Here is a 19499-nt window from a genome sequence, read left to right as displayed (position 1 = left end):
GGACCGACCACCCGCACCCCCCGGCCGGTGTCCGCCGACTTCATAGGGGATGTGAGCTGCGAGTGGGACGGCGAGCGGCACGAAAGGAAGCAGAGCGGATGGCGGCCCTGGCCGCCGACCGGTTGCTGCGGGCGGGGGGCACGCTGCGACGCTCCGTGACCACTCCGGACCTGCGGGCGGTCTTCCGCACCGACCAGGACGTCAACGACAGCCCGTACCGGGAGCGTTGGGCGCACGACAAGGTGGTGCGCTCCACGCACGGCGTCAACTGCACCGGTTCCTGCTCGTGGAAGGTGTACGTCAAGGACGGGCTGATCACCTGGGAGACCCAGGAGACCGACTACCCCACGACCGGCCCCGACCGGCCCGAGTACGAGCCGCGCGGCTGCCCGCGCGGCGCCTCGTTCTCCTGGTACACGTACTCGCCGACCCGGGTGCGCTACCCGCACGCCCGCGGGGTCCTCGTGGAGATGTACCGCGAGGCCCGCGCCCGGCTCGGCGACCCGGTCGCCGCCTGGGCGGAGATCGTCTCCGACCCGGACCGGCGGCGCCGCTACCAGGCGGCGCGCGGCAAGGGCGGCCTGGTGCGGATCGGCTGGGACGAGGCGCTGGAGATCGCCGCCGCCGCCCATGTGCACACCATCGCCGAGCACGGCCCCGACCGGGTCGCCGGGTTCTCCCCGATCCCGGCGATGTCCATGGCCTCGCACGCGGTGGGCGCCCGCTTCATGTCACTGATCGGCGCGCCGATGGTGTCGTTCTACGACTGGTACGCCGATCTGCCGATCGCCTCCCCGCAGGTCTTCGGCGACCAGACGGACGTACCGGAGTCCGGGGACTGGTGGGACGCGGCGTATCTGATGCTGTGGGGCTCCAACGTGCCGGTGACCCGCACCCCGGACGCGCACTGGATGACCGAGGCCCGCTACCGCGGCCAGAAGGTCGTGGTGGTCTCCCCGGACTACGCGGACGCCACCAAGTTCGCCGACGAGTGGCTGCACCCGCACCCCGGCACCGACGGGGCGCTGGCGATGGCCATGGGGCACGTGATCCTCACCGAGTTCTTCGTGCGCCGCCAGGTGCCGTACTTCACCGACTACGTCCGGCGCTTCACCGACCTGCCCTTCCTCGTGGAACTGACCGAACACCCGCGCCATGCGGGCGCGTTCGTGCCCGGCAAGTTCGTCACGGCGGCGGCGCTCGGCCTGGACGAGGAGGCGGGCGAGGACGCCCACTGGAAGCCGGTGCTGCTCGACGCGGTCTCCGGGCGCCCGGTCGTCCCCAACGGCACCCTCGGCGACCGCTGGTCCAAGCGCGGCGAGGGCCGCTGGAACCTGGACCTCGGGGACGTGGAGCCCCAGCTGACCTTCCACCGGGCGGACGGCGGGCCCGGCGGCAGCGTCCCCGTCCGGCTGCCCCGCTTCGACGGTTCCGGCACCGGGGAGGCGGCGAGCGGCTGCGTCACCCGCGGCGTGCCGGTGCGCGAGGTGGGCGGACGCCGCGTGACGACCGTCTTCGACCTGCTGCTCGCCCAGTACGGGGTGGCCCGCGACGGACTGGAGGGCGAGTGGCCGGACGGCTACGAGGACGCCGCCCAGCCGCACACCCCCGCCTGGCAGGAGGCGATCACCTCGGTGCCGGCCGCCGCCGTGGTGCGGGTGGCGCGGGAGTTCGCGCGCACCGCCGAGCAGTCCCGGGGCCGGTGCACCATCGTCATGGGCGCGGGCACCAACCACTGGTTCCACTCCGACACCATCTACCGCTCCTTCCTCACCCTGCTGCTGCTCACCGGCTGCCAGGGCGTCAACGGCGGCGGCTGGGCGCACTACGTCGGCCAGGAGAAGGTGCGGCCCTACGCGGGCTGGCAGCAGCTCCAGTCGGCCGCCGACTGGGTGCGGCCCTCCCGGCAGGTCGCCGGCACCCCGTACTGGTACCTGCACACCGGCCAGTGGCGCTACGACGGCCACGGCGCGGACGCGCTCGCCGCGCCCACCGGTCCCGGTCTGTTCCGCGGACGGCACACCGCCGACCTGGTCGCCCAGTCGGTGCGCCTGGGCTGGATGCCGTCCGCGCCCGCCTTCTCCGCCAACCCGCTCGACCTGGGCCGCGCGGTGCGCGAGAGCGGACGCGAGCCCGGCGAGTGGGTCGCCTCCCGACTGGCCGAAGGGAAGCTGTCGTTCGCCTGCGAGGACCCGGACGCACCGGAGAACTGGCCGCGGGTGCTCACCGTGTGGCGGGCCAATCTGATCGGCTCCTCCGCCAAGGGCAACGAGTTCTTCCTGCGCCATCTGCTGGGCGCGAGCGACAACGCGCACGCCGCCGAGGCCCCGCCCGAGGCCCGCCCCCGGGACGTCACCTGGCGCGAGGAGGCCCCGCGCGGCAAGCTCGACCTGCTGCTCGCCCTGGACTTCCGGATGACCTCGACCACGCTGATGGCCGACCTCGTGCTGCCCGCCGCCACCTGGTACGAGAAGCACGACCTGTCCAGCACCGACATGCACCCCTATGTGCACGCCTTCTCGCCCGCGATCAGCCCGCCCTGGCAGGCCCGCACCGACTTCGAGATCTTCCACGCGCTGGCCCGCCGCTTCGGCGAACTGGCCGCCGGACGGCTCGGCGTGGCCCACGACCTGGTGGCCACCCCGCTCCAGCACGACACCCCGGGCGAGACGGCGCAGCCCGGCGGCACCGTCCGGGACTGGCGCGCGGAGGGCCGCACCCCCGTGCCCGGCCGCGACCTGCCGCAGTTCACCCTCGTCGAACGCGACTACACCGCCGTCGCCGACCGGCTGGCCGCGCTCGGCCCGCTGTGCGAGCAGCAGGGCATGACCGTCAAGGGCGTCACCGTCCGGCCGGGCCCCGAGGTGCGCCGTCTGGCCGCCCGCTGCGGCACCGCCGGCGGGTCCGGGCCCGTCCGCGGCCGTCCGCTGCTCGACACCGACGTCAAGCTGTGCGAGGCGATCCTCGCCCTGTCCGGCACCACCAACGGGCGGCTGGCCGCCGAGGGCTTCGAGCGGCTCGGCGAACGCTGCGGCCCCGGCGCCGGGTTCGACACCCTCGCCGAGTCCGTGCGCGAACGCCGGATCGTCTTCTCCGACACCCAGCAGCGGCCCGTCCAGGTCGGCACCAGCTACGAGTGGTCCGGCAAGGAGGCCCCCGACCGGCGCTACTCGCCCTTCACCGTCAACACCGAGCACAACAAGCCCTGGCACACCCTCACCGGCCGCCAGCACTTCTACCTGGACCACGACTGGATGGCCGAGCTCGGCGAGCAACTGCCCGTCTACCGGCCGCCGCTGGACCTCACCGCCGACAGCGTGCCCGGCGAGCGCGAGGTCTCCGTGCGCTACCTCACCCCGCACTCCAAGTGGTCCATCCACTCCGAGTACCAGGAGAACCTGCTCATGCAGACCCTGGCCCGCGGCGGCCCGGTCATCTGGATGAGCGTCCCCGACGCCGAGGCCATCGGCGTCGCCGACAACGACTGGGTGGAGGCGGTCAACCCCAACGGTGTCGTCGTCGCCCGCGCGATCGTCTCGCACCGCATGCCGCCCGGCACGGTGTTCATGTACCACGTGCAGGAACGCCTGGTGAACGTGCCGCGCTCGGAGGCCACCGGACGGCGCGGCGGTGTGCACAACGCCCTCACCCGCATCCTCCTCAAACCCACCCACCTCATCGGCGGCTACGCCCAGCTCTCCTTCGCCCCCAACTACTACGGCCCCACCGGCAACCAGCGTGACGCCCGCACCGTCGTGCGGCGCCGCGCCCAGGAGGTGCAGTACTGACATGCGCGTCTTGAGTCAGGTCGCCATGGTCATGAACCTCGACAAGTGCATCGGCTGCCACACCTGCTCGGTCACCTGCAAGCAGACCTGGACCAACCGCACCGGCACCGAGTACGCCTGGTTCAACAACGTCGAGACCCGCCCCGGCCTGGGCTATCCGCGCGGCCACGAGGACCAGGCGAAGTGGAAGGGCGGCTGGCGGCTGGACGCGCGCGGCCGGCTGGTGCCGCGCTCCGGCGGCCGCGCCCGCCGCCTCGCCCGCCTCTTCGCCAACCCCGACCTGCCCGCCCTGGCCGACTACTACGAACCCTGGACCTACGACTACGACACCCTGATCGCCGCCCCGCTCGGCGACGACCTGCCCACCGCCCGCCCCCGCTCCCTGATCGACGGCCGCCCCGTCTCCGTCACCTCCGGGCCCAACTGGGACGACGACCTCGGCGGCGGCCCCGGACACCTGGCCGGCGACCCCGTGCTCAAGGCGATGAACGAGCAGGTCAGGCTGGAGTACGAGCAGGCGTTCATGTTCCATCTGCCGCGCATCTGCGAGCACTGCCTCAACCCGAGCTGCGTGGCGGTCTGCCCCTCCGGGGCGCTCTACAAGCGCATCGAGGACGGCATCGTCCTCGTCGACCAGGACCGCTGCCGCGGCTGGCGGATGTGCGTCTCCGGCTGCCCGTACAAGAAGGTCTACTTCAACCACTCCACCGGCAAGGCCGAGAAGTGCACCTTCTGCTACCCGCGCATCGAGGCGGGCGAGCCGACCGTCTGCTCGGAGACCTGCGTGGGCCGGCTGCGCTACCTCGGCGTGCTGCTCTACGACGCCGACAAGGTGGGCGAGGCCGCCGCCGTCCCCGACGAGAAGGACCTCTACGAGGCCCAGCTCGGCTGCTTCCTCGACCCGCACGACCCCGAGGTGGTGCGCGCCGCCGAGGCGTCCGGCGTCCCGCACGACTGGATCACCGCGGCCCGCCGCTCCCCCGTGCGCGACCTCATCAGCACCTACCGCGTCGCCCTGCCCCTGCACCCGGAGTACCGCACCCTGCCCATGGTCTGGTACGTCCCGCCGCTGTCCCCGGTGGTCGACGCGCTCACCCGCGGCGGCCACGACGGCGAGCACCCGGCGCCCCTGTTCGGCGCCATCGACTCGCTGCGCATCCCGGTCGCGTACCTGGCCGGTCTGTTCACCGCCGGGGACCCCGCGCCCGTGGAGGCCGCGCTGTGCCGGCTGGCCGCGATGCGCGCCCACATGCGCCGCGTCAACCTCGGCGAGGACCGCGACCCGGCCATCGCCCGCGGTGTCGGCATGGACGAGACCGGCCTGGAGGCCATGTACCGGCTGCTCGCCCTCGCCAAGTACGAGGAGCGCTACGTCATCCCCACCACGTACGTCGCGGGCGGCGGCAGCGGCCCGGACGGCGCCGGATGCAGCCTGGAGGGCGACGGCGGCCCCGGCATGTACGGCACCGACGCCGCGGGCGCCTTCCACACGCCCCCGGTCCCGGCCCCCGCCGGAGCCGGCCGCTCCGCGCTGCGCGGCCGGATCAACCTGCTCAACTGGAACGGCCGCGGCCGGCCCGGCGGCCTGTTCCCCGACCGGTCCGAGGCGGGGAGCGCCGACGCGTGAACCTGCACCGGGCACTCCACCAGGCCGCCGCCCTGCTCCTGGACCACCCGGGCCCCGACTGGCCCGACCGGCTCCGGACCGTGGCCGAGGCACTCGCCCCGCTGCCCGGCGAGGCCCCCGGACTGCTGCTGCGCTTCTGCCGGTGGGCGCAGGGCACCAGCCCGCTCGACCTCGCCACCGGCTACGTCACCACCTTCGACCGCAGCCGCCGCCGCACCCTGCACCTGACCCACTACACCGACGGCGACACCCGCCGCCGCGGCGCCACCCTGGCCGCGCTGAAGGCCCGCTACCGCGAGCACGGCTGGGCACCGCCGCCCGGCGAACTCCCCGACCACCTGCCCTGCCTGCTGGAGTTCGCCGCCCGCTGCCCCGGGCCCGGCACCGACCTGCTGCACGAGCACCGCCCGGCGCTCGCCCTGCTCGCCCACGGCCTGGAGACCCACCACAGCCCCTACGCCGACGTGGTGCGCGCGGTCCTGACCACCGTGCCCGACACCCCGCCCCCGAATCCGCGGCCCGCGGCCGTACCGGAGCCACGGCCCCTCCCCCTGCCGTTCCCCCTCCGGCACGCGCCGGACGACGAAGGAGTCCGCCGCTGATGACCCCGCCGCACCTGCGCGCCGCGCACCTGGACATCGCCCTGTGGGGGTCCTGCCCTACCTCGCGCTGGCCGTGCTCGTCGCCGGCACCGCCTGGCGCTACCGCTACGACCGGTTCGGCTTCACCACCCGCTCCAGCCAGCTCCACGAGTCCCGGCTGCTCGGCATCGGCGGGCCGCTCTTCCACTACGCCCTGTTCCTGGTCATCGGCGGCCACGTCATGGGCCTGCTGGTCCCGGAGGCCCTGACCCGGTGGCTGCGCGTCAGCGAGGAGCAGTACCACGCGGTCGCCCTGGCCATGGGCGGCACCGCCGGACTCGCCGCGGCCGCCGGGCTCGGCCTGCTGCTGTACCGGCGGCTGCGCGTGCCCGCCGTGCGCCGGGCCACCAGCCGCAGCGACAGGCTGACCTACCCGCTGCTCGCCCTGGTCCTGCTGGCCGGGCTGACCGCCACCGCCACCTCCGTCACCAACCCCTACGACTACCGGCTCGGCGTCGCCGTCTGGTTCCGCAGCCTGTTCACCCTCGACCCCGACGTCTCCGCCATGGCCCACGCCCCGCTCGTCTACCAGTGCCATGCTCTGCTGGCCATGGCCCTGTTCGCCCTGTGGCCCTTCGGCCGCCTGGTGCACGCCTTCACCGCCCCGGTCGGCTATCTGGCCCGTCCCTACGTCGTCTACCGCTCCCGCGGCGGCGCCGCCCGGGGCAGACTGTCCGGGCGCACACCCCGCAGGGCGTCCGTGCGCTGAGGCACATCGCCCGGCGCGGAGCAACGTGCCGGGCCGGTTTCCGGTCCATACGGTTGTGCGTATGTTTGGGCGGGAACTGCTTCGAGGAGCCGAGCGGCGGTGCGACGGAACAGAGGACCGGTGAAGCCGGACAGGACGAGGGAGTGAGACCCGGCGGACCGCGGGTCCGGCAGCGCGGGCGGGACCTGCTGACCCGGCTCGCGCTGTTCGCCGTCCGCACCCTGCGCGGTGAATGGCACGCCATGGTCGTCGACCCGGTGCGCCTGCTGCTGCGCCGGGGCCTGTCCGGGCTGCTGCTCGCCTTCGTGGCCGCCTTCGGCGTGATCTTCTTCCACGCGGTCGCCCAGCACCCCCGGGGCGAGACGGCGGTGCGCCTGGTCGGCGGCGTCCAGGCCGACCTGCCGCTGTGGCTGGCCCTGGCCCGCACCCCCGTCTCGCTCTACGTCCCCGCCCTTGACCTGCCGGTGTGGGCGGGCATCACCCAGCTCTTCCTGGCCTTCGCCCTCGCCGAACTCACCCTGGGCCGCGCCCGCACCCTCTACATCTCCTACGTCACCACGCTGGCCGGCACCCTCACCGTGCGGGGGATGCTCGCCATCGGCCCCGGCCACGGCGGGATCGGCCTGCCGCCGGAGATCGGCCACGTCCTGGACACCGGCCCGTCCGCGGCCGTGGTCGGCCTGTTCACCTATCTCTCCGTGGTGCGCCGCGCCCCGGTCGTCTTCTTCCTCACCGGCGGCTCGATGGTCGCCGAGTCGGTGGTGAAACCCAACCTGGCCGGCCGCGAGCACCTGATCGCGGTGGCCGCCGCCCTCGTCCTGGCCGTCCTCCACGAGCGGCCCTGGCGGCGGCTGCGCCTGCCGCGCCGCGCCCGCGCCGCCCGGCCCGCCGCGCCCCCTCCCGTACGGCCCGCCGTTGTCTATCCTGAACCCGTGCCGCGGCGCGCGGAGCCCGAGCCCGCACTGCGGCGCGAGCGCGTGCCGGGCGGCTGCGCGGGGAGCGGGACGGGGGAGAGATGAACTGGATCTGGTGGGTGCTCATCCTGTTCTGGACCGGTGGCTTCGCATGGCTCGCGGACACCGCGCGCACCGCGCTGCGCAACCGGCACCAGCGCCGACTGGAGCTTTTGGAGGCGCAGAAGGCGGAGCGGCTCGCTCTGGAGGCCGCCCACCAGCCGCCCGAGCCCGTCTGCGGCTGCACGCACCACCTCGCCAAGCACGACCGCGACGGCCGCTGCCACGAACGCGTCGAGGTGCCCGTCGCCTGGGACGAGAACAAGAAGCCGCTGCGCTACGAGCCGGGCCGGTGCAACTGCCAGCGCTATGTGGGCCCGCAGCCGCTGTCCCAGGTCTACGCGGAGGAACTGACCGACCGGGCCTGAGAGCCGTCCGGCGCGCGCCGCTGCCCCGGCAGCCGCACCGCGGGCGCGGTGGCCTCCCGTGAGCCGCGCGGCGGCCGCTGCGGCCAGAACAGCACGTACAGCGCCGAACCGACGGCGAACGCCAGCCGGATCAGGCCCTGCGCCGAGTCCGAGGGCACCAGCAGCGCGCTGCCGTACAGGGAGATCAGCGCTATCCAGCTCACCCAGGGCACCAGCCGCCGCTGCCCCACCGAGTCCCAGATGAGCGTGCCGAGCAGCACCGACGCGTTGTAGTACGTGTACACGCTCGGGTCCAGCACGATCCGCGCGTCGGCGGCCAGCACCACCACGGCCGCCCAGCGGCCCCGGCGCACCGCGAGCGCGCCGAGCGCGATCCCGAGGCCCATCTGCGCGGGCCGGTCCCACCAGGGGGTCGCCGGGTCGGTCACCCCGAACCAGCGCAGCGAGGAGGCGGGCTGATTGGGGATGGTGAACCGGGCGGCGGCGAACGTCTCCAGATGGGTCAGGTAGAACGGCAGCCAGGCCGCCGCCACCAGGCCGACCGTCCAGGCCGCCGCGCGCAGCCGGTCGGCCCTGGGCAGCGCCAGCAGCAGCGGCAGGAAGCCCACCGCCCACGGCTTGGAGTCCACCGCCAGCGCGAGGAAGACCCCGACGGCGGTGGCGTTGCCGCGCACCAGGGCGCGCACCGCCAGCGTGGTGAAGAACAGCGCCAGTACGTCGTCCAGGTGCGCGAACCGCACCGAGACCTCCACCCACATGGGGATGAACGCGGCACCGGCGACCAGGACGCGCTGCTGGAGGCGCTTGTGGTTCATCCCGGTGCCGCGCCCCCACTCGGCGGCGGTCCGGCCGATCAGGACCAGCATGTACAGGCCCAGGCCGGACATGAACGCCTCGGCCAGATTCTCGCCCAGGGCGGCCGGGAAGGGCCCGAACAGCGCGGCGACGACGAAGGAGACCGGGCCGATCTGGAGTTCCGGGTGGTTGGCGTACAGCGCGAGGCCGCCGCCCGGCACCTGGCTGAACAGCAGTTCCTCACCGCTGCGCAGATAGTGCCAGGACACGGCCCCGTGCCGTTCGGCCACCAGGAACCACAGGACCGTCCACCCGGTCAGCAGGGCGGTGTGCCACCGCACGGGCGACCGGCCGATACGGCCGAGCCGCGTGCCGTCCCCGGCACCGGCCGCCGCCTTCTCGCCGTTGCGCACGTTCCGTCCTTCCGTCACAGGTCCGCCCCCTCAGACGGGGATCGGCCGGGAACGGTTCAGCGCAGGATCCCGGCCCAGACGTCCGGGGAGAGATCGGCGCCCCGGAGCACGGTAGCGGTGCGGGGTGCGGACACGGACGGCGCGGGGGTGGCGGCGGCCGACGCGGTGGCCGGGCAGAGCGCGGTGACCACGTAGGCGTTGAGGGCGTCGTCGATCGGGCTCGGCTCGAAACCGGTGCCGTCCTCCTTCAGGCGCTCGTACTTCATCAGGTTCCAGCCGACGGCGACCTGGCGCTTCCCGTCCGGGCTGGACAGCGCGATCGTCCCGGCGCCGAACACGGCGCCGTCGTGGCCCCAGAAGCGGCCGCAGCCGGGTATGTCGACGGCGTACAGGCCCAGTCCGTAGTTCAGGCCGTCCACGGGGACGGTCCGCTGCATCTCCTTCAGCGCGGCCGGGCCGATCAGCCGGCCCGTCAGCAGCGCCCGGTAGAAGCGGTTCAGGTCGTCGGTGGTGGAGACCACCGCGCCCGCCGTGTACGCCCAGGACATGTCGTAGACGCTGTAGTCGCGGGGCGGGTCGATCAGCCCGTAGAAGCTCTCGTACATCCGCGCGTGCGGGCCCTGGAGGGCGGCGGTGCGCGGGTAGGAGGTGTGGCGCAGCCCGGCCCGGCCGATGACATGGCGGGTGATGTACGCCTCCGGGTCCTGGCCGGTGACCTTGGCCAGCAGGAGTCCGGCGATGACGTAGTTGGTGTTGGAGTAGTGGCCGGGCAGCGCGCCGGGTGCGCCGGTGGCGGGGGCGGCCAGGCCGAGGCGGACCAGTTCCGCCGGGCGGATCGAGCGGAACCGCTCCTCGTCGAGGCTGGCCGTCGAGCCCTCGGCCAGGGACGGGAAGGCGGGCACCACGTAGTCGCCGATGCCGCTGGTGTGGTCGAGCAGCATGCGGACGGTGATCCGGTCCCCGCGCTCGCCCGGGACCAGGCCGGGCAGATACGTGGCGATGGGGGCGTCCAGGCGGATCCGGCCCGCCTCCACCTGCTGGAGCACGGCGACGGCGGCGAAGGACTTGCTGATGCTGCCCACCCGGTGGCGCATGTCCGGCCGGACCGGGCGGCCGGTGGCCACGTCCGCGACGCCGGACGCGCCGCTCCAGGCGCGGTCGCCGTCGCGGACCGAGGAGTACAGGCCGTACATGCCCGCCTCGTGCACGGCGCGCAGCGCGCCGCCGAGGGCGGCCGGGTCCAAGGCGGTGCCCGGCCGGGCGGTGGCCGGGACGGTGGCCGGGGCGGAGGCCGGGGCGGAGGCCGGTCCGGGGCCGGCGAAGGCCGCGGGGGCGGCGGCGGTGGTCAGTGACAAGGCGGTGGCGACGACGGTGGCTGCGGCGATCCTGCGGATGCGCAAGGGACTTCCCTTCCCTCGGGTCCGTGCATGTCCCCGCCATCCTCGGCGATCTTGAGGGGCCGCCGCATCCTTCCGGCGGACGAGGTCCGGTGCCGAATCCGTGCGAGAGCGTCACACAGGCTCCACACAGCGCGGCGGCCCGGTTGTTAGCGTGGCTGGCCGCCCGGCAGCCGACCCAGGAAGATCCGGATGGACTACTGCTCCACGTGCCGACGGCACCTCAACGGTGCCCTGGTGTGCCCCGGTTGCGGTGCGTACGCGCCGGACATAGCACCGAACGCCACCACGGACTCCGCGCACTCCTACGCTCCCGGCCCGGCGGCGGCCGGTGCCCGGGAGACCGCCGTACCGGACGCCCCGGACGCCCCGGACACCGCAGAGGTGCCGCAGGCGCCGGACGGGACGGACCTGTCGGGCCTAGCGGATCTGCCGGATCTGCCGGATCTGCCGCAGGTCCGGCAGCGGCCGGGGCGGGCGGCGCGGCGGCGGCAGCTGGCCCGCTGGAAGAAGACCCAGCGCCGGGCCCTGGTCGCCACGGCGGTGGCCCTGGTCGGCGGCGGTCTGACGGTCGCCTCGATGGAACGCGGCGGCGGTGACCGCGCCCAGGCGGCGGTCCCGGCGCAGGACGGCCCGCACCCGGACAGCGTCGGCAGGCGGCCCGCGGGCCACGGCTCCGCACCGGCGGCCGGGACCGGATCCGCCCCCGGGAAGACTCCCGGGACCGGCTCCTCCGGTGTGCGGCACTCCTCGCCTCCGGCCGCGCCCGCGCACCACCCCTCCACCCTGGCCGGACAGGGCGTACGCCCCGACGCCGCCGCCCCGCCCGCGCCGGTGGCGCCCTCCGCGCCCGCCACGCATCCGGCTCCGGCGGCGCGTCCGGCGGACACGTCCGGGACCTCGGCCGCGGGCGGTACCTCCGGGACCGGCGGCGCCCCGGCCGCGCACGATTCCCCGGACACACTGGCGCAGCCCCCGTCGACCGGGCCCACCGCTCCCCAGGGCACCCCGCCCGGACACGGCAGCACGGACCCGTCCTCGCCGCCCGCCGCGGATCCGTCGTCCCCGCGGCTCTGCCTGCTGGTCCTCTGCCTGGGCTGACCGGCCGTCGGGCGCCGGGCGGCCGGGCGCCGGTCGGTCAGGCTCCCGGCGCCGGAGGCTCGTCGAAGCTGGCGAAGTAGGCCGCGGCCATGTCCTCGCCGCCGTGCCCCTGGGCGGCGGCGCGGGCGAAGCGGTCGGCGCTCGCGGCGGCCACGTCCAGGCGTACGCCGTGCCGCGCGCCGGCCTCGACGATCAGCCGGGCGTCCTTCTCCGCCGTGGTCACCGCGAAGCTCGGCGGCAGCAGAGCGCCGTCGAGGACGAGCCCGGCCTTGGCGCGCAGATAGCCCATGTCGAGCGGGCCGCCCGCGATCAGGTCGAAGAAGGCCGCCGGGTCCACGCCCAGCCCCTCGGCCAGGGACAGGGTCTCGCCGGTGGCGGCGGTGGCCGCGATGACCCAGCTGTTGGCGACCAGCTTCAGCCGGGTCGCGGTGGCCGCGGCGCCGTCCTCGCCGGTCCACACCGTGCGCGCGCCCACCGCGTCGAACAGCGGCTGCACCGCCGCGCGGCCCTCCGCGGGCCCGGCGGCCAGCACGGTGAGCTGCCCCGCCTCGGCGGGCTGCCGGGTGCCGAGGACCGGGGCGTCGTAGAAGACCAGGCCGTGGGCGCGGGCGAGGTCCGCCAGTTCGCCGACCGCCTCCAGGCCGGAGGTGGTCGACTGCGCCCAGACGGCGCCCGCGCGGGCCTCGGGAGCGGCCTCGCGCATGACATCGAGGACGGTGGTGCCGTCGTAGAGCATGGTCAGCACGGCGTCGGCGTCCCGGACCGCGTCGGCGGCGGTGGCCGCGACCTCGGCGCCCTCGGCGGCCAGCGGCTCGGCCTTGGCGAGGGTGCGGTTCCAGACGCGGACGGTGTGTCCGGCCCGCAGGAGGTTGCGGGCCATCGCGGCGCCCATGATGCCGGTGCCCAGCACGGCGACGGTACGGGTGGAGGCGGTCATCTCGTTCCTTTCGGCGAGGACTGCGGGCGGGACCGGTGCGCCCTGCGCCCGGCCATTGTCCGTCCGGACGCCCGGTTCAGCGCCCCGGCCCGCCGGACGCCGCCGCGGCGGGGAGCAGCGGTTCGAGCACCTTCGCCATCCGGCTCTCCGACGTCATCCCGATCCGGACGGCCGCGGCCCGGCCCTCCCGGTCTATGACCACGGTGAGGGGAAGCGTCTGGGTGCTCACCAGTCCGCGGGGCAGGCGCAGCACCTGCCTGCCCGCCGGATCGTGCAGGGACGGATAGCCCAGATGGTGGTCCCGCTGGAAGGTGAGCGCCTCGGCGCGGCTGCTGTCGTTGGCGATCCCGAGCACCTGCACCCCGCGGGGCGACCACTCCTTCTGGATCTTCTCCAGCTCCGGGGCCTCCAGCCGGCACGGGCCGCACCAGTGCGCCCAGACGTTGAGCACGACGACCTTGCCCCGGTAGTCGGACAGCTGGATCTTCCGGCCGTCCAGGGACGTCCCGCCGAGGTCCGGCACGGCGGGGCGCTCGCCGGGCTCCAGGGTGCGGGTCAGCGCGTCCTGGGGGCTGGTGTCGCCGACCTGGGCGGTGGACGAGCACCCCGCGAGCAGCGCGCAGGCCGCGATCACCGCCGCGTACGTACGCCGGTCCGGCATCCGCCCACCCCTCCCGCCCACCCCTCCCGCCCGCTCCGGCGCCCGCTCCGGCGCCTCTGCGTCCGTCGACGATCATTGTCCTCGCCGCGGCCGACGCCCCGGAGCCGGGGTCCGCCGCGCGCGGGCGGGGCGGGGGGAGGCGGGGGCGGGGCCCGAGAGCCGGGAGCCTATGCCAGCCACACGGTGGTGTCCGGCTCCAGCCGGTCGCCCGTCGGCGCTCCGCTGCTCAGCAGCACCTCGCCCGGCGGCAGCGGTACGGGCCCGTCCGACAGATTGGTGACACACCGCCAGCCCGCGGAGCGGGCGAACGCCAGCACGCCCGCCGGGGTGTCCTGCGTCCAGGTCAGCGACTCGCCCGCGAGCAGCTTGCGGCGCAGCCGCAGCGCCGTGCGGTACAGCTCCAGGGTCGAGCCCTCCACCCCGTCCTGCGCCTGGACGGCGTACGCGGCGAAGGCGGGCGGCTGCGGCAGCCAGGACCCGCCGGGCCCGAAGCCGTACGAGGGCCCGGTCGTCGTCCACGGCAGCGGCACCCGGCAACCGTCCCTGCCCTTGCGGACATGGCCCGTCTGCTCCCAGACGGGGTCCTGGAGCACCTCGGTGGGCAGGTCGGCCACCTCGGGCAGGCCCAGTTCCTCGCCCTGGTAGAGGTAGGCCGAGCCGGGCAGGGCCAGCATCAGCAGGGTCGCCGCGCGGGCCCGGCGCAGTCCGGCCGCCGGGTCCACGGCGGGCGCCCGGCCGCCGGCCAGCAGCCAGGCGTTCTCGTCCGTGCCCGGCGGGAGCACCAGCCGGGAGGCGTGCCGGACCACGTCGTGGTTGGAGAGCACCCAGGTGGCGGAGGCACCGGCGGCCCGCGCGGTGGCCAGGGAGGCGGCGATGGCGGCGCGCAGCTCGTCCGCGTCCCAGCCGGTCTGGAGGTACTCGAAGTTGAAGGCCTGGCCCAGCTCGTCGGGCCGGGCGTACAGCGCGCGCCGCGCGTCCGGCACCCAGGCCTCGGCGACGGCGGTGCGGGGCGGGGAGTAGGCGTCGAAGATCTTGCGCCAGTCCCGGTAGATCTCGTGCACGCCGTCCCGGTCCCAGTACGGGTGGCTGCCCGGCTCCAGACGCGGCAGCGCGTCCTCGCCGGTGACGCCGATGTCCCCGACGTCGCGCAGCGGCTCGTCGAGGTCCTTGACCAGGGCGTGCGCCACGTCGACGCGGAAGCCGTCCACGCCCCGGTCGGACCAGAACCGCAGGGTGGTGCGGAAGTCGGCGCGCACCTCCTCGTTGCTCCAGTCGAAGTCCGGCTGCTCGGGGGCGAACAGATGCAGGTACCACTGGCCGTCCGGCACCCGCCGCCAGGCGCTGCCGCCGAACACGGACTGCCAGTCGGTGGGCGGCAGTTCGCCGCTGTCGCCGCGGCCGTCCCGGAAGACGTACCGGGCGCGGGCGGCGGAGCCGGGTCCGGCCCGCAGCGCCTCCTGGAACCAGGGGTGCCGGTGCGAGCTGTGGTTGGGGACGATGTCCGCGATCACCTTCAGGCCGAGGCGGTGCGCCTCGGCGACCAGCGCGTCGAAGTCGTCGAGGGTGCCCAGGCGGGGGTCGACGTCCCGGTGGTCGGCGACGTCGTAGCCGCCGTCGGCCAGTTCGGAGGGGTAGAACGGGCTGAGCCACACGGCGTCGACACCGAGCCCGGCCAGATGCGTCAGCCGCCGGGTGATGCCCCGGATGTCGCCGAGTCCGTCACCGTCGGCGTCGGCGAAGCTGCGGGGGTAGACCTGGTAGACGACGGCCTGCCGCCACCAGTCGGGGTCGCGGGAGGACAGGTCGGGCGGCGCGTCGTCGGTGCGGTCAGTCACGCGGTCTCCTCTTCGGACGGGGAGCTGTGGGCACGCGGGCACGGAGCCCGCTGACGCGGGTCCGCGGGCCTCCGGGTGTCGCCGGAACGGCTCAGGGAATCCTGTCCCGCCCGCCGGGGAGGCGAACCCCGTACCCGGACCGCGCCGGTGTCGCGCCCCGCGGCGCACCCCCGACCGCCCCCTCCGGGCCCCGCCCGACCGTGCTCGGCCGTGCTCGGGCCAGTCGTGGGGCGGTCCCGTCCGCCGCGCGGTCAGGCCCGCGCGCCCGCGCCCTCGACGGTGGCCAGGTACAGCTTCACGTACCGCTCCACGTCGACGTCGAGCGCCACGTCCACCAGCGGCTGCTCACGGGCCTCGCCGTGCAGTTCCGCCTCGCCGGGGCGCCGGCGGCGGTCGACGACCGTCTGGCCGCGCCCCGGTCCCGGCGCGAGGGTCACCTCGACGGGCAGCCGGTGCGTGGTCAGCCCCGCCGGGTCGGCGACCGCGCAGACCGCGCCCGCGTCCCCGAGGCCGCCCGCCGGGTCCTCCTCACTGGTCACCGGGTCGCGGTGGGACAGCAGCCGCCCGGCCAGCCGCGCGCCCGGCTCGGTGCTCTCCCCCAGCCGGCGCACGTCACCGGCCGGGACGACGACTCGCTCGAACACGTCCAGCCCGTACATCGTGGTCGGCACCCCGGCGCTCAGCAGGATCGCGGCGGCCTCCGGGTCGTGCCAGACGTTGAACTCGGCGACCGCCGTGGCGTTCCCGGTGGCCACCGCGCCGCCCATGAACACGATCCGCTCGATGTTCCGCGTCACCTCCGGGTGGGTGCGCAGCAGCAGGGCGATGTTGGTCAGGGGCGCGGTGGGGATCAGGGTGACCGGCCGGGGCGAGTCCAGGACCGTGCGGCGCAGCAGCGCCACCGCGTCCGCGTCGACGGGCCGCCGGGCCGGGGCGGGCAGGCCGAGGTCGCCCATGCCGTCGCGGCCGTGCACATGGAGCGCGGTGCGCACGGGCTCGATCAGCGGGCGCTCGGCGCCGCGCGCCACCGGGATCTCGGGTGCGCCCGCCTGCTCCAGCACGGTGAGCGTGTTGCGCACCACCTGGTCCACGTCCGTGTTCCCGGCCACACAGGTCACCGCACGCAGGTCGAGCCCCGGGTGCCGGACGGCGAACAGCAGGGCGAGCGCGTCGTCGACACCGGTGTCGCAGTCGATGATCACGGGCGTGGCGTCGGAGTTGGACGGACCGGTCACGGCGGGCTCCCTCGAAGACTCGCTTGTACTCGCACTCCGCTCCCGACCCTATGCGCCCCGCCTCCCGGCCCGGTGCGCCCCGGCACCGCGTCACCCGGCCGCCGCTGGTCCGGCGGCGCTGGTCCGGCGGCGCTGGTCCGGCGGCGCTGGTCCGGACGGCCACCGCCGTGCCGCCCGCGCCCCCGCGCGCGGCGCCGTCCGTGCCGCTCACCCGGACGGACCGGCGCGGTGGTGCGGGGCGGGAGTCGGTGGTGCGGTGGGATGACCGTCCGGTGCGCGTCGCGGGCGTCGTGCGCGTCGCGGGCGTCGGTGCCCCGGCGCCGCTGCCGCCGTGGCCGCCCCGGCCGTGACCGTCGTCCGACCGTCGTTGTGGAGGACCCGCCCATGCCCCGGCTCCCGGCTGTCCGTGTCCTTGCCGTCGCCGCGCTCTGCGCGGCCGGTCCGCCGGTGCTGACCGCCTGCGGCTCCGGGCAGGAGGCCCGGCCCGCCGCCGCCTCGCCGTCCGCCGCCGCGGCCTCCCGGCCGGCCGCCCCGCGGACACCGGCCGCCCCCACGGCACCGGCCGCCCCCGCCGGGCTCACCGCGGCGCAGGCGCAGGTCGCGCTGCTCACCGAGGACGACCTCGGGGTGCCCTGGGAACCGACCGAGGGGGCGGCGACCTGGCGGGACGGCATCCTCAAGGCGCGCACCGGCGCCGGGACCGCGCCCGACTGCCAGCGGCTCATCGACGCGCTCTACGCCGACCAGCCGCTCGGCGCCCCCACGGGGACGTACGCGGTGACCGGTTTCGACGACGGCGACGACCGGGCCCAACTGCGCCACCAGGTCCTCACCCTGCGCCCGGCGGACGTGGACCGCACCCTGGCCTGGCTGCGGACGCTGCCGCGCACCTGCGCCCGGTTCACGGCGGCGACCACCCGGGCCGGGGAGCAGACGGTGCGGGTCAGCGACCTCGCGCTGCCCGCGCTCGGCGACGCCCGGCAGGGCCTGCGGATCACCTTCACCGGGCCGCGCGACAGCGCGGACGGCGCGAACGGTGCGGACGAGCCGGACTTCGGCGGCCGGGAGGACGACGGGGACGGCACGGACACCACCGCGCTCACGCTCGACGTCGTGGCCGTGCGCGTCGGCGGCGACGCGCTCACCCTGACCGACGGCGCCCCCGGGGACCTCCCGTCCGACGCCACCCTGACGGCGGCCCAGCTGGGCGTGGAGCGCCTGACGGCGGCCCGGGACGGAACCCGCGCCCAGGCATGAGCGACGACGACGCCGAGCCGGCCCGGTTCAGCCGGCGGCGATCCGGTCCACGGCCTCCTTGGCCTCCTTCAGACCGGCGTCCGTGGCCTCCCGGTACAGCTTGACCGCCTGGATCTTCCGGCCGGTCCGCGCCAGTTCGGCCACCTCGCCCCGCCACGGCTGCTCCTCGCACAGCCCCAGGTGGTCCAGGATCAGGTCCAGCTTGTGCTCGACGCGGGCGGTGCGCCGGTCGGTGCGGGCGATCCGGATCTCGATCGTGGCGAACCCGGTGAGCAGAGCCGCGAAGACGATGACGAAGACGAGTATGTCCATACGGTGATCCTAGGAAAGCGCGCCCTGTGCGCCCGGCGTGGACACGCCCCGGACGGCGCCCGGTGTCACAGCGGAGGCTGCGCGGGGGCCGGGCCCAGCGTGGTGGTGCCCGGGGCGGTGCGGTGGCCGAGCCCGGTGCGGTAGGCGTCGAGGGCCGCCTCCACCCGGCCGGTGCGGCGCAGCAGATCACCGAGGAGGCGGCACAGGTCGGCCAGGTCACCGGCGGCACCGGCCCGCTCCAGGAGGCTCAGCGCGCGGACGTAGTGCTCCTCGGCGGCCTCCGTGTCCCGGGCGTCCTCGGCGATGATGCCGAGCAGCCGGTGCGCGGCGGCGGCGTGCATCGCGCCCCGCTCGGAGGAGAGGTCGCCGAGCACGTCCCGCAGCAGGTCGGCGGCCTGCCCGGACTTGCCGCGCCGGTGCAGCACGTCGGCCAGTTCGACCGCGACCTGCCGGGTGTAGAGGGCGGCCCGCTTGGCGGTCAGCATGTCCAGCGCGGACCGCAACTCCTGCTCGGCGCGCTCCAGTTCGCCGTTCTGCGCGCAGACATAGCCGCGCATCCAGTGGCAGTTGGCGAGTTCGGTACGCAGCTGGAGGTGGCGGTAGAGCTCGGCGGCCTTGGCGAGCGAGGCGTCCGCCTCGGCGATCCGGCCCTCGGCGAGCAGGGTGCGGGCCACCGACCGGTGCATCCGGGCCACCAGCGCCGGGTCGCCCGCCTGCGGGGCGAGCGCGAGGGCGAACTCGGCCGCCTGCGCCGCCCGCGCGTGCGCGCCCATGTCCATGTACGGGCCGATGACACCGGCGTAGAGGAGGAGCAGGGCGTCCGGGTCGTGCAGTCCGGAGCGGTTGAGTTCGTCGAGGGTGGACTCGAAGAGGTAGACGGCGTACCGCAGTTCGCCGGTGAGGTAGTGGGCGACGGCCCGGCCGCGCAGCGCGGGGACGCGGGCGGGCAGCGGCGCGTCGGCCAGGGCCTGCTCGGACTGCTCGAAGTAGCGCCGCCCGCTCTCCAGTTCACCGGTCTCCAGGGCGCATTCCCCGAGCCCGAGCAGCGCGTCGGCCCGGATGTCGGCGAGGTCGAGCTGCTCGGCCTCGGCCAGCAGTTCCCCGTACAGCTCGGCGGCCCGGCCGGTCTCCCCGGTGGCCAGCGTCCGCTGCGCCTCGGTCAGCCGCAGCCGCAGATCGGTGGCGAGATGGGCGGGGCGGCCGGTGGCCAGCTCCTCGTAGGCGACACCGAGCCGTTCGGCGAGGTGGCGCAGCGCGGCGTCGGAGGGCCGCACCCGCCCCGCCTCCAGGGTGGAGACATACGCGGGTGTGTACGCCGGTTCGGCCAACTGCTTCTGGGTGAGGCCCCGTTCGCGCCGCAGCCGCTGCACCCTGCGCCCGATGGTCTCCGGGTCGTCCCGCTTCGCCATG

Annotated in this window: 15 protein-coding genes and 2 pseudogenes; 9 read left to right on the top strand and 8 right to left on the bottom strand. The window is 75.3% G+C overall.

Annotated features, from left to right (window positions below; all coding sequences use genetic code 11):
* The first annotated feature begins 98 nt into the window (after nt 1-98).
* The 6 genes and pseudogenes from A8713_RS16365 to A8713_RS16340 all read left to right on the top strand — a co-directional run bounded on the left by A8713_RS16365 (nt 99) and on the right by A8713_RS16340 (nt 8146).
* On the top strand, nt 99-3788 hold the full coding sequence (locus A8713_RS16365; RefSeq protein ID WP_064534255.1) for a nitrate reductase subunit alpha: 3690 nt from the start codon (nt 99-101) through the stop codon (nt 3786-3788).
* A 1-nt stretch (nt 3789) separates the two neighbouring features.
* Nucleotides 3790-5415 (top strand): nitrate reductase subunit beta, encoded by a 1626-nt coding sequence (gene narH, locus A8713_RS16360; protein WP_064534254.1) that lies wholly within the window; start codon nt 3790-3792, stop codon nt 5413-5415.
* Entirely contained in the window at nt 5412-6017 is a 606-nt protein-coding gene (gene narJ, locus A8713_RS16355) for a nitrate reductase molybdenum cofactor assembly chaperone (RefSeq protein WP_064534253.1), read from the top strand. The genes narH and narJ overlap by 4 nt, the downstream gene beginning before the upstream one ends.
* Nucleotides 6017-6765 (top strand): annotated as a pseudogene (gene narI, locus A8713_RS16350) (respiratory nitrate reductase subunit gamma). Before narJ ends, narI begins: the two are co-directional and overlap by 1 nt.
* Nucleotides 6766-6908: 143 nt before the next feature.
* Nucleotides 6909-7784 carry a hypothetical protein gene (locus tag A8713_RS16345; protein ID WP_064534252.1) on the top strand — a complete coding sequence of 292 codons (876 nt, stop codon included), beginning with the start codon at nt 6909-6911 and terminating at the stop codon, nt 7782-7784.
* Nucleotides 7781-8146, top strand: a complete 366-nt coding sequence (locus A8713_RS16340) for a hypothetical protein (protein ID WP_018569088.1) — start codon at nt 7781-7783, stop codon at nt 8144-8146. Before A8713_RS16345 ends, A8713_RS16340 begins: the two co-directional genes overlap by 4 nt.
* On the opposite strand, the gene A8713_RS16335 is transcribed toward A8713_RS16340, so the two are convergent.
* Both A8713_RS16335 and A8713_RS16330 read right to left on the bottom strand, forming a co-directional pair.
* Complete coding sequence (locus A8713_RS16335; RefSeq protein WP_064534251.1) at nt 8116-9354, bottom strand: hypothetical protein; 1239 nt, start codon at nt 9352-9354, stop codon at nt 8116-8118. The genes A8713_RS16340 and A8713_RS16335 overlap by 31 nt on opposite strands.
* A 56-nt stretch (nt 9355-9410) precedes the next feature.
* Nucleotides 9411-10754 (bottom strand): serine hydrolase domain-containing protein, encoded by a 1344-nt coding sequence (locus tag A8713_RS16330; protein ID WP_064534250.1) that lies wholly within the window; start codon nt 10752-10754, stop codon nt 9411-9413.
* Nucleotides 10755-10943: 189 nt separating this feature from the next.
* Between A8713_RS16330 and A8713_RS34720 the strand changes: the two genes are divergently transcribed.
* Nucleotides 10944-11852 (top strand): SCO2400 family protein, encoded by a 909-nt coding sequence (locus A8713_RS34720; RefSeq protein ID WP_064534249.1) that lies wholly within the window; start codon nt 10944-10946, stop codon nt 11850-11852.
* A gap of 37 nt (nt 11853-11889) precedes the next feature.
* Here the strand turns inward: A8713_RS34720 and A8713_RS16320 are convergent.
* From A8713_RS16320 to A8713_RS16305, 4 genes and pseudogenes are all read right to left on the bottom strand, one after another.
* Nucleotides 11890-12801, bottom strand: a pseudogene (locus A8713_RS16320) (NAD(P)-dependent oxidoreductase); the annotation flags it as partial.
* A 64-nt stretch (nt 12802-12865) separates the two neighbouring features.
* Nucleotides 12866-13450 (bottom strand): TlpA disulfide reductase family protein, encoded by a 585-nt coding sequence (locus A8713_RS16315; protein ID WP_064534247.1) that lies wholly within the window; start codon nt 13448-13450, stop codon nt 12866-12868.
* Nucleotides 13451-13617: 167 nt separating this feature from the next.
* Nucleotides 13618-15285 (bottom strand): glycoside hydrolase family 13 protein, encoded by a 1668-nt coding sequence (locus tag A8713_RS16310; protein WP_064534245.1) that lies wholly within the window; start codon nt 15283-15285, stop codon nt 13618-13620.
* A gap of 251 nt (nt 15286-15536) precedes the next feature.
* Nucleotides 15537-16520, bottom strand: a complete 984-nt coding sequence (locus tag A8713_RS16305) for a nucleoside hydrolase (RefSeq protein WP_064534244.1) — start codon at nt 16518-16520, stop codon at nt 15537-15539.
* Nucleotides 16521-16570: 50 nt separating this feature from the next.
* Between A8713_RS16305 and A8713_RS33595 the strand changes: the two genes are divergently transcribed.
* Both A8713_RS33595 and A8713_RS33590 read left to right on the top strand, forming a co-directional pair.
* Entirely contained in the window at nt 16571-16870 is a 300-nt protein-coding gene (locus A8713_RS33595) for a hypothetical protein (protein ID WP_064534243.1), read from the top strand.
* Between the two features lie 34 nt (nt 16871-16904).
* A complete protein-coding gene (locus A8713_RS33590; RefSeq protein ID WP_064534241.1) occupies nt 16905-17777 on the top strand; it encodes a hypothetical protein in 873 nt (290 codons plus the stop codon).
* A 27-nt stretch (nt 17778-17804) separates the two neighbouring features.
* Here the strand turns inward: A8713_RS33590 and A8713_RS16290 are convergent, their stop codons facing one another.
* Both A8713_RS16290 and A8713_RS16285 read right to left on the bottom strand, forming a co-directional pair.
* Nucleotides 17805-18089, bottom strand: coding sequence for a ribosomal protein L7/L12 (locus A8713_RS16290; RefSeq protein ID WP_064534240.1), 285 nt, complete (start codon nt 18087-18089; stop codon nt 17805-17807).
* A gap of 65 nt (nt 18090-18154) precedes the next feature.
* Nucleotides 18155-19498, bottom strand: a complete 1344-nt coding sequence (locus tag A8713_RS16285; protein ID WP_064534238.1) for a helix-turn-helix domain-containing protein — start codon at nt 19496-19498, stop codon at nt 18155-18157.
* Between the last annotated feature and the right edge of the window lies 1 nt (nt 19499).

The sequence above is a fragment of the Streptomyces sp. SAT1 genome (genome assembly GCF_001654495.1).
Lineage (GTDB): Bacteria > Actinomycetota > Actinomycetes > Streptomycetales > Streptomycetaceae > Streptomyces > Streptomyces andamanensis.
This window is presented reverse-complemented; position numbering and strand designations above follow the sequence as displayed.

Coding starts and splice junctions, on each gene's coding strand:
- A8713_RS16315 (WP_064534247.1), bottom strand. CDS start 13,450: ATGCCGGACCGGCGTACGTACGCGGCGGTGATCGCGGCCTGCGCGCTG.
- A8713_RS16365 (WP_064534255.1), top strand. CDS start 99: ATGGCGGCCCTGGCCGCCGACCGGTTGCTGCGGGCGGGGGGCACGCTG.
- A8713_RS16290 (WP_064534240.1), bottom strand. CDS start 18,089: ATGGACATACTCGTCTTCGTCATCGTCTTCGCGGCTCTGCTCACCGGG.
- A8713_RS16285 (WP_064534238.1), bottom strand. CDS start 19,498: ATGGCGAAGCGGGACGACCCGGAGACCATCGGGCGCAGGGTGCAGCGG.
- A8713_RS16340 (WP_018569088.1), top strand. CDS start 7,781: ATGAACTGGATCTGGTGGGTGCTCATCCTGTTCTGGACCGGTGGCTTC.
- A8713_RS34720 (WP_064534249.1), top strand. CDS start 10,944: ATGGACTACTGCTCCACGTGCCGACGGCACCTCAACGGTGCCCTGGTG.
- A8713_RS33590 (WP_064534241.1), top strand. CDS start 16,905: ATGCCCCGGCTCCCGGCTGTCCGTGTCCTTGCCGTCGCCGCGCTCTGC.
- A8713_RS33595 (WP_064534243.1), top strand. CDS start 16,571: ATGCGCCCCGCCTCCCGGCCCGGTGCGCCCCGGCACCGCGTCACCCGG.
- narH (WP_064534254.1), top strand. CDS start 3,790: ATGCGCGTCTTGAGTCAGGTCGCCATGGTCATGAACCTCGACAAGTGC.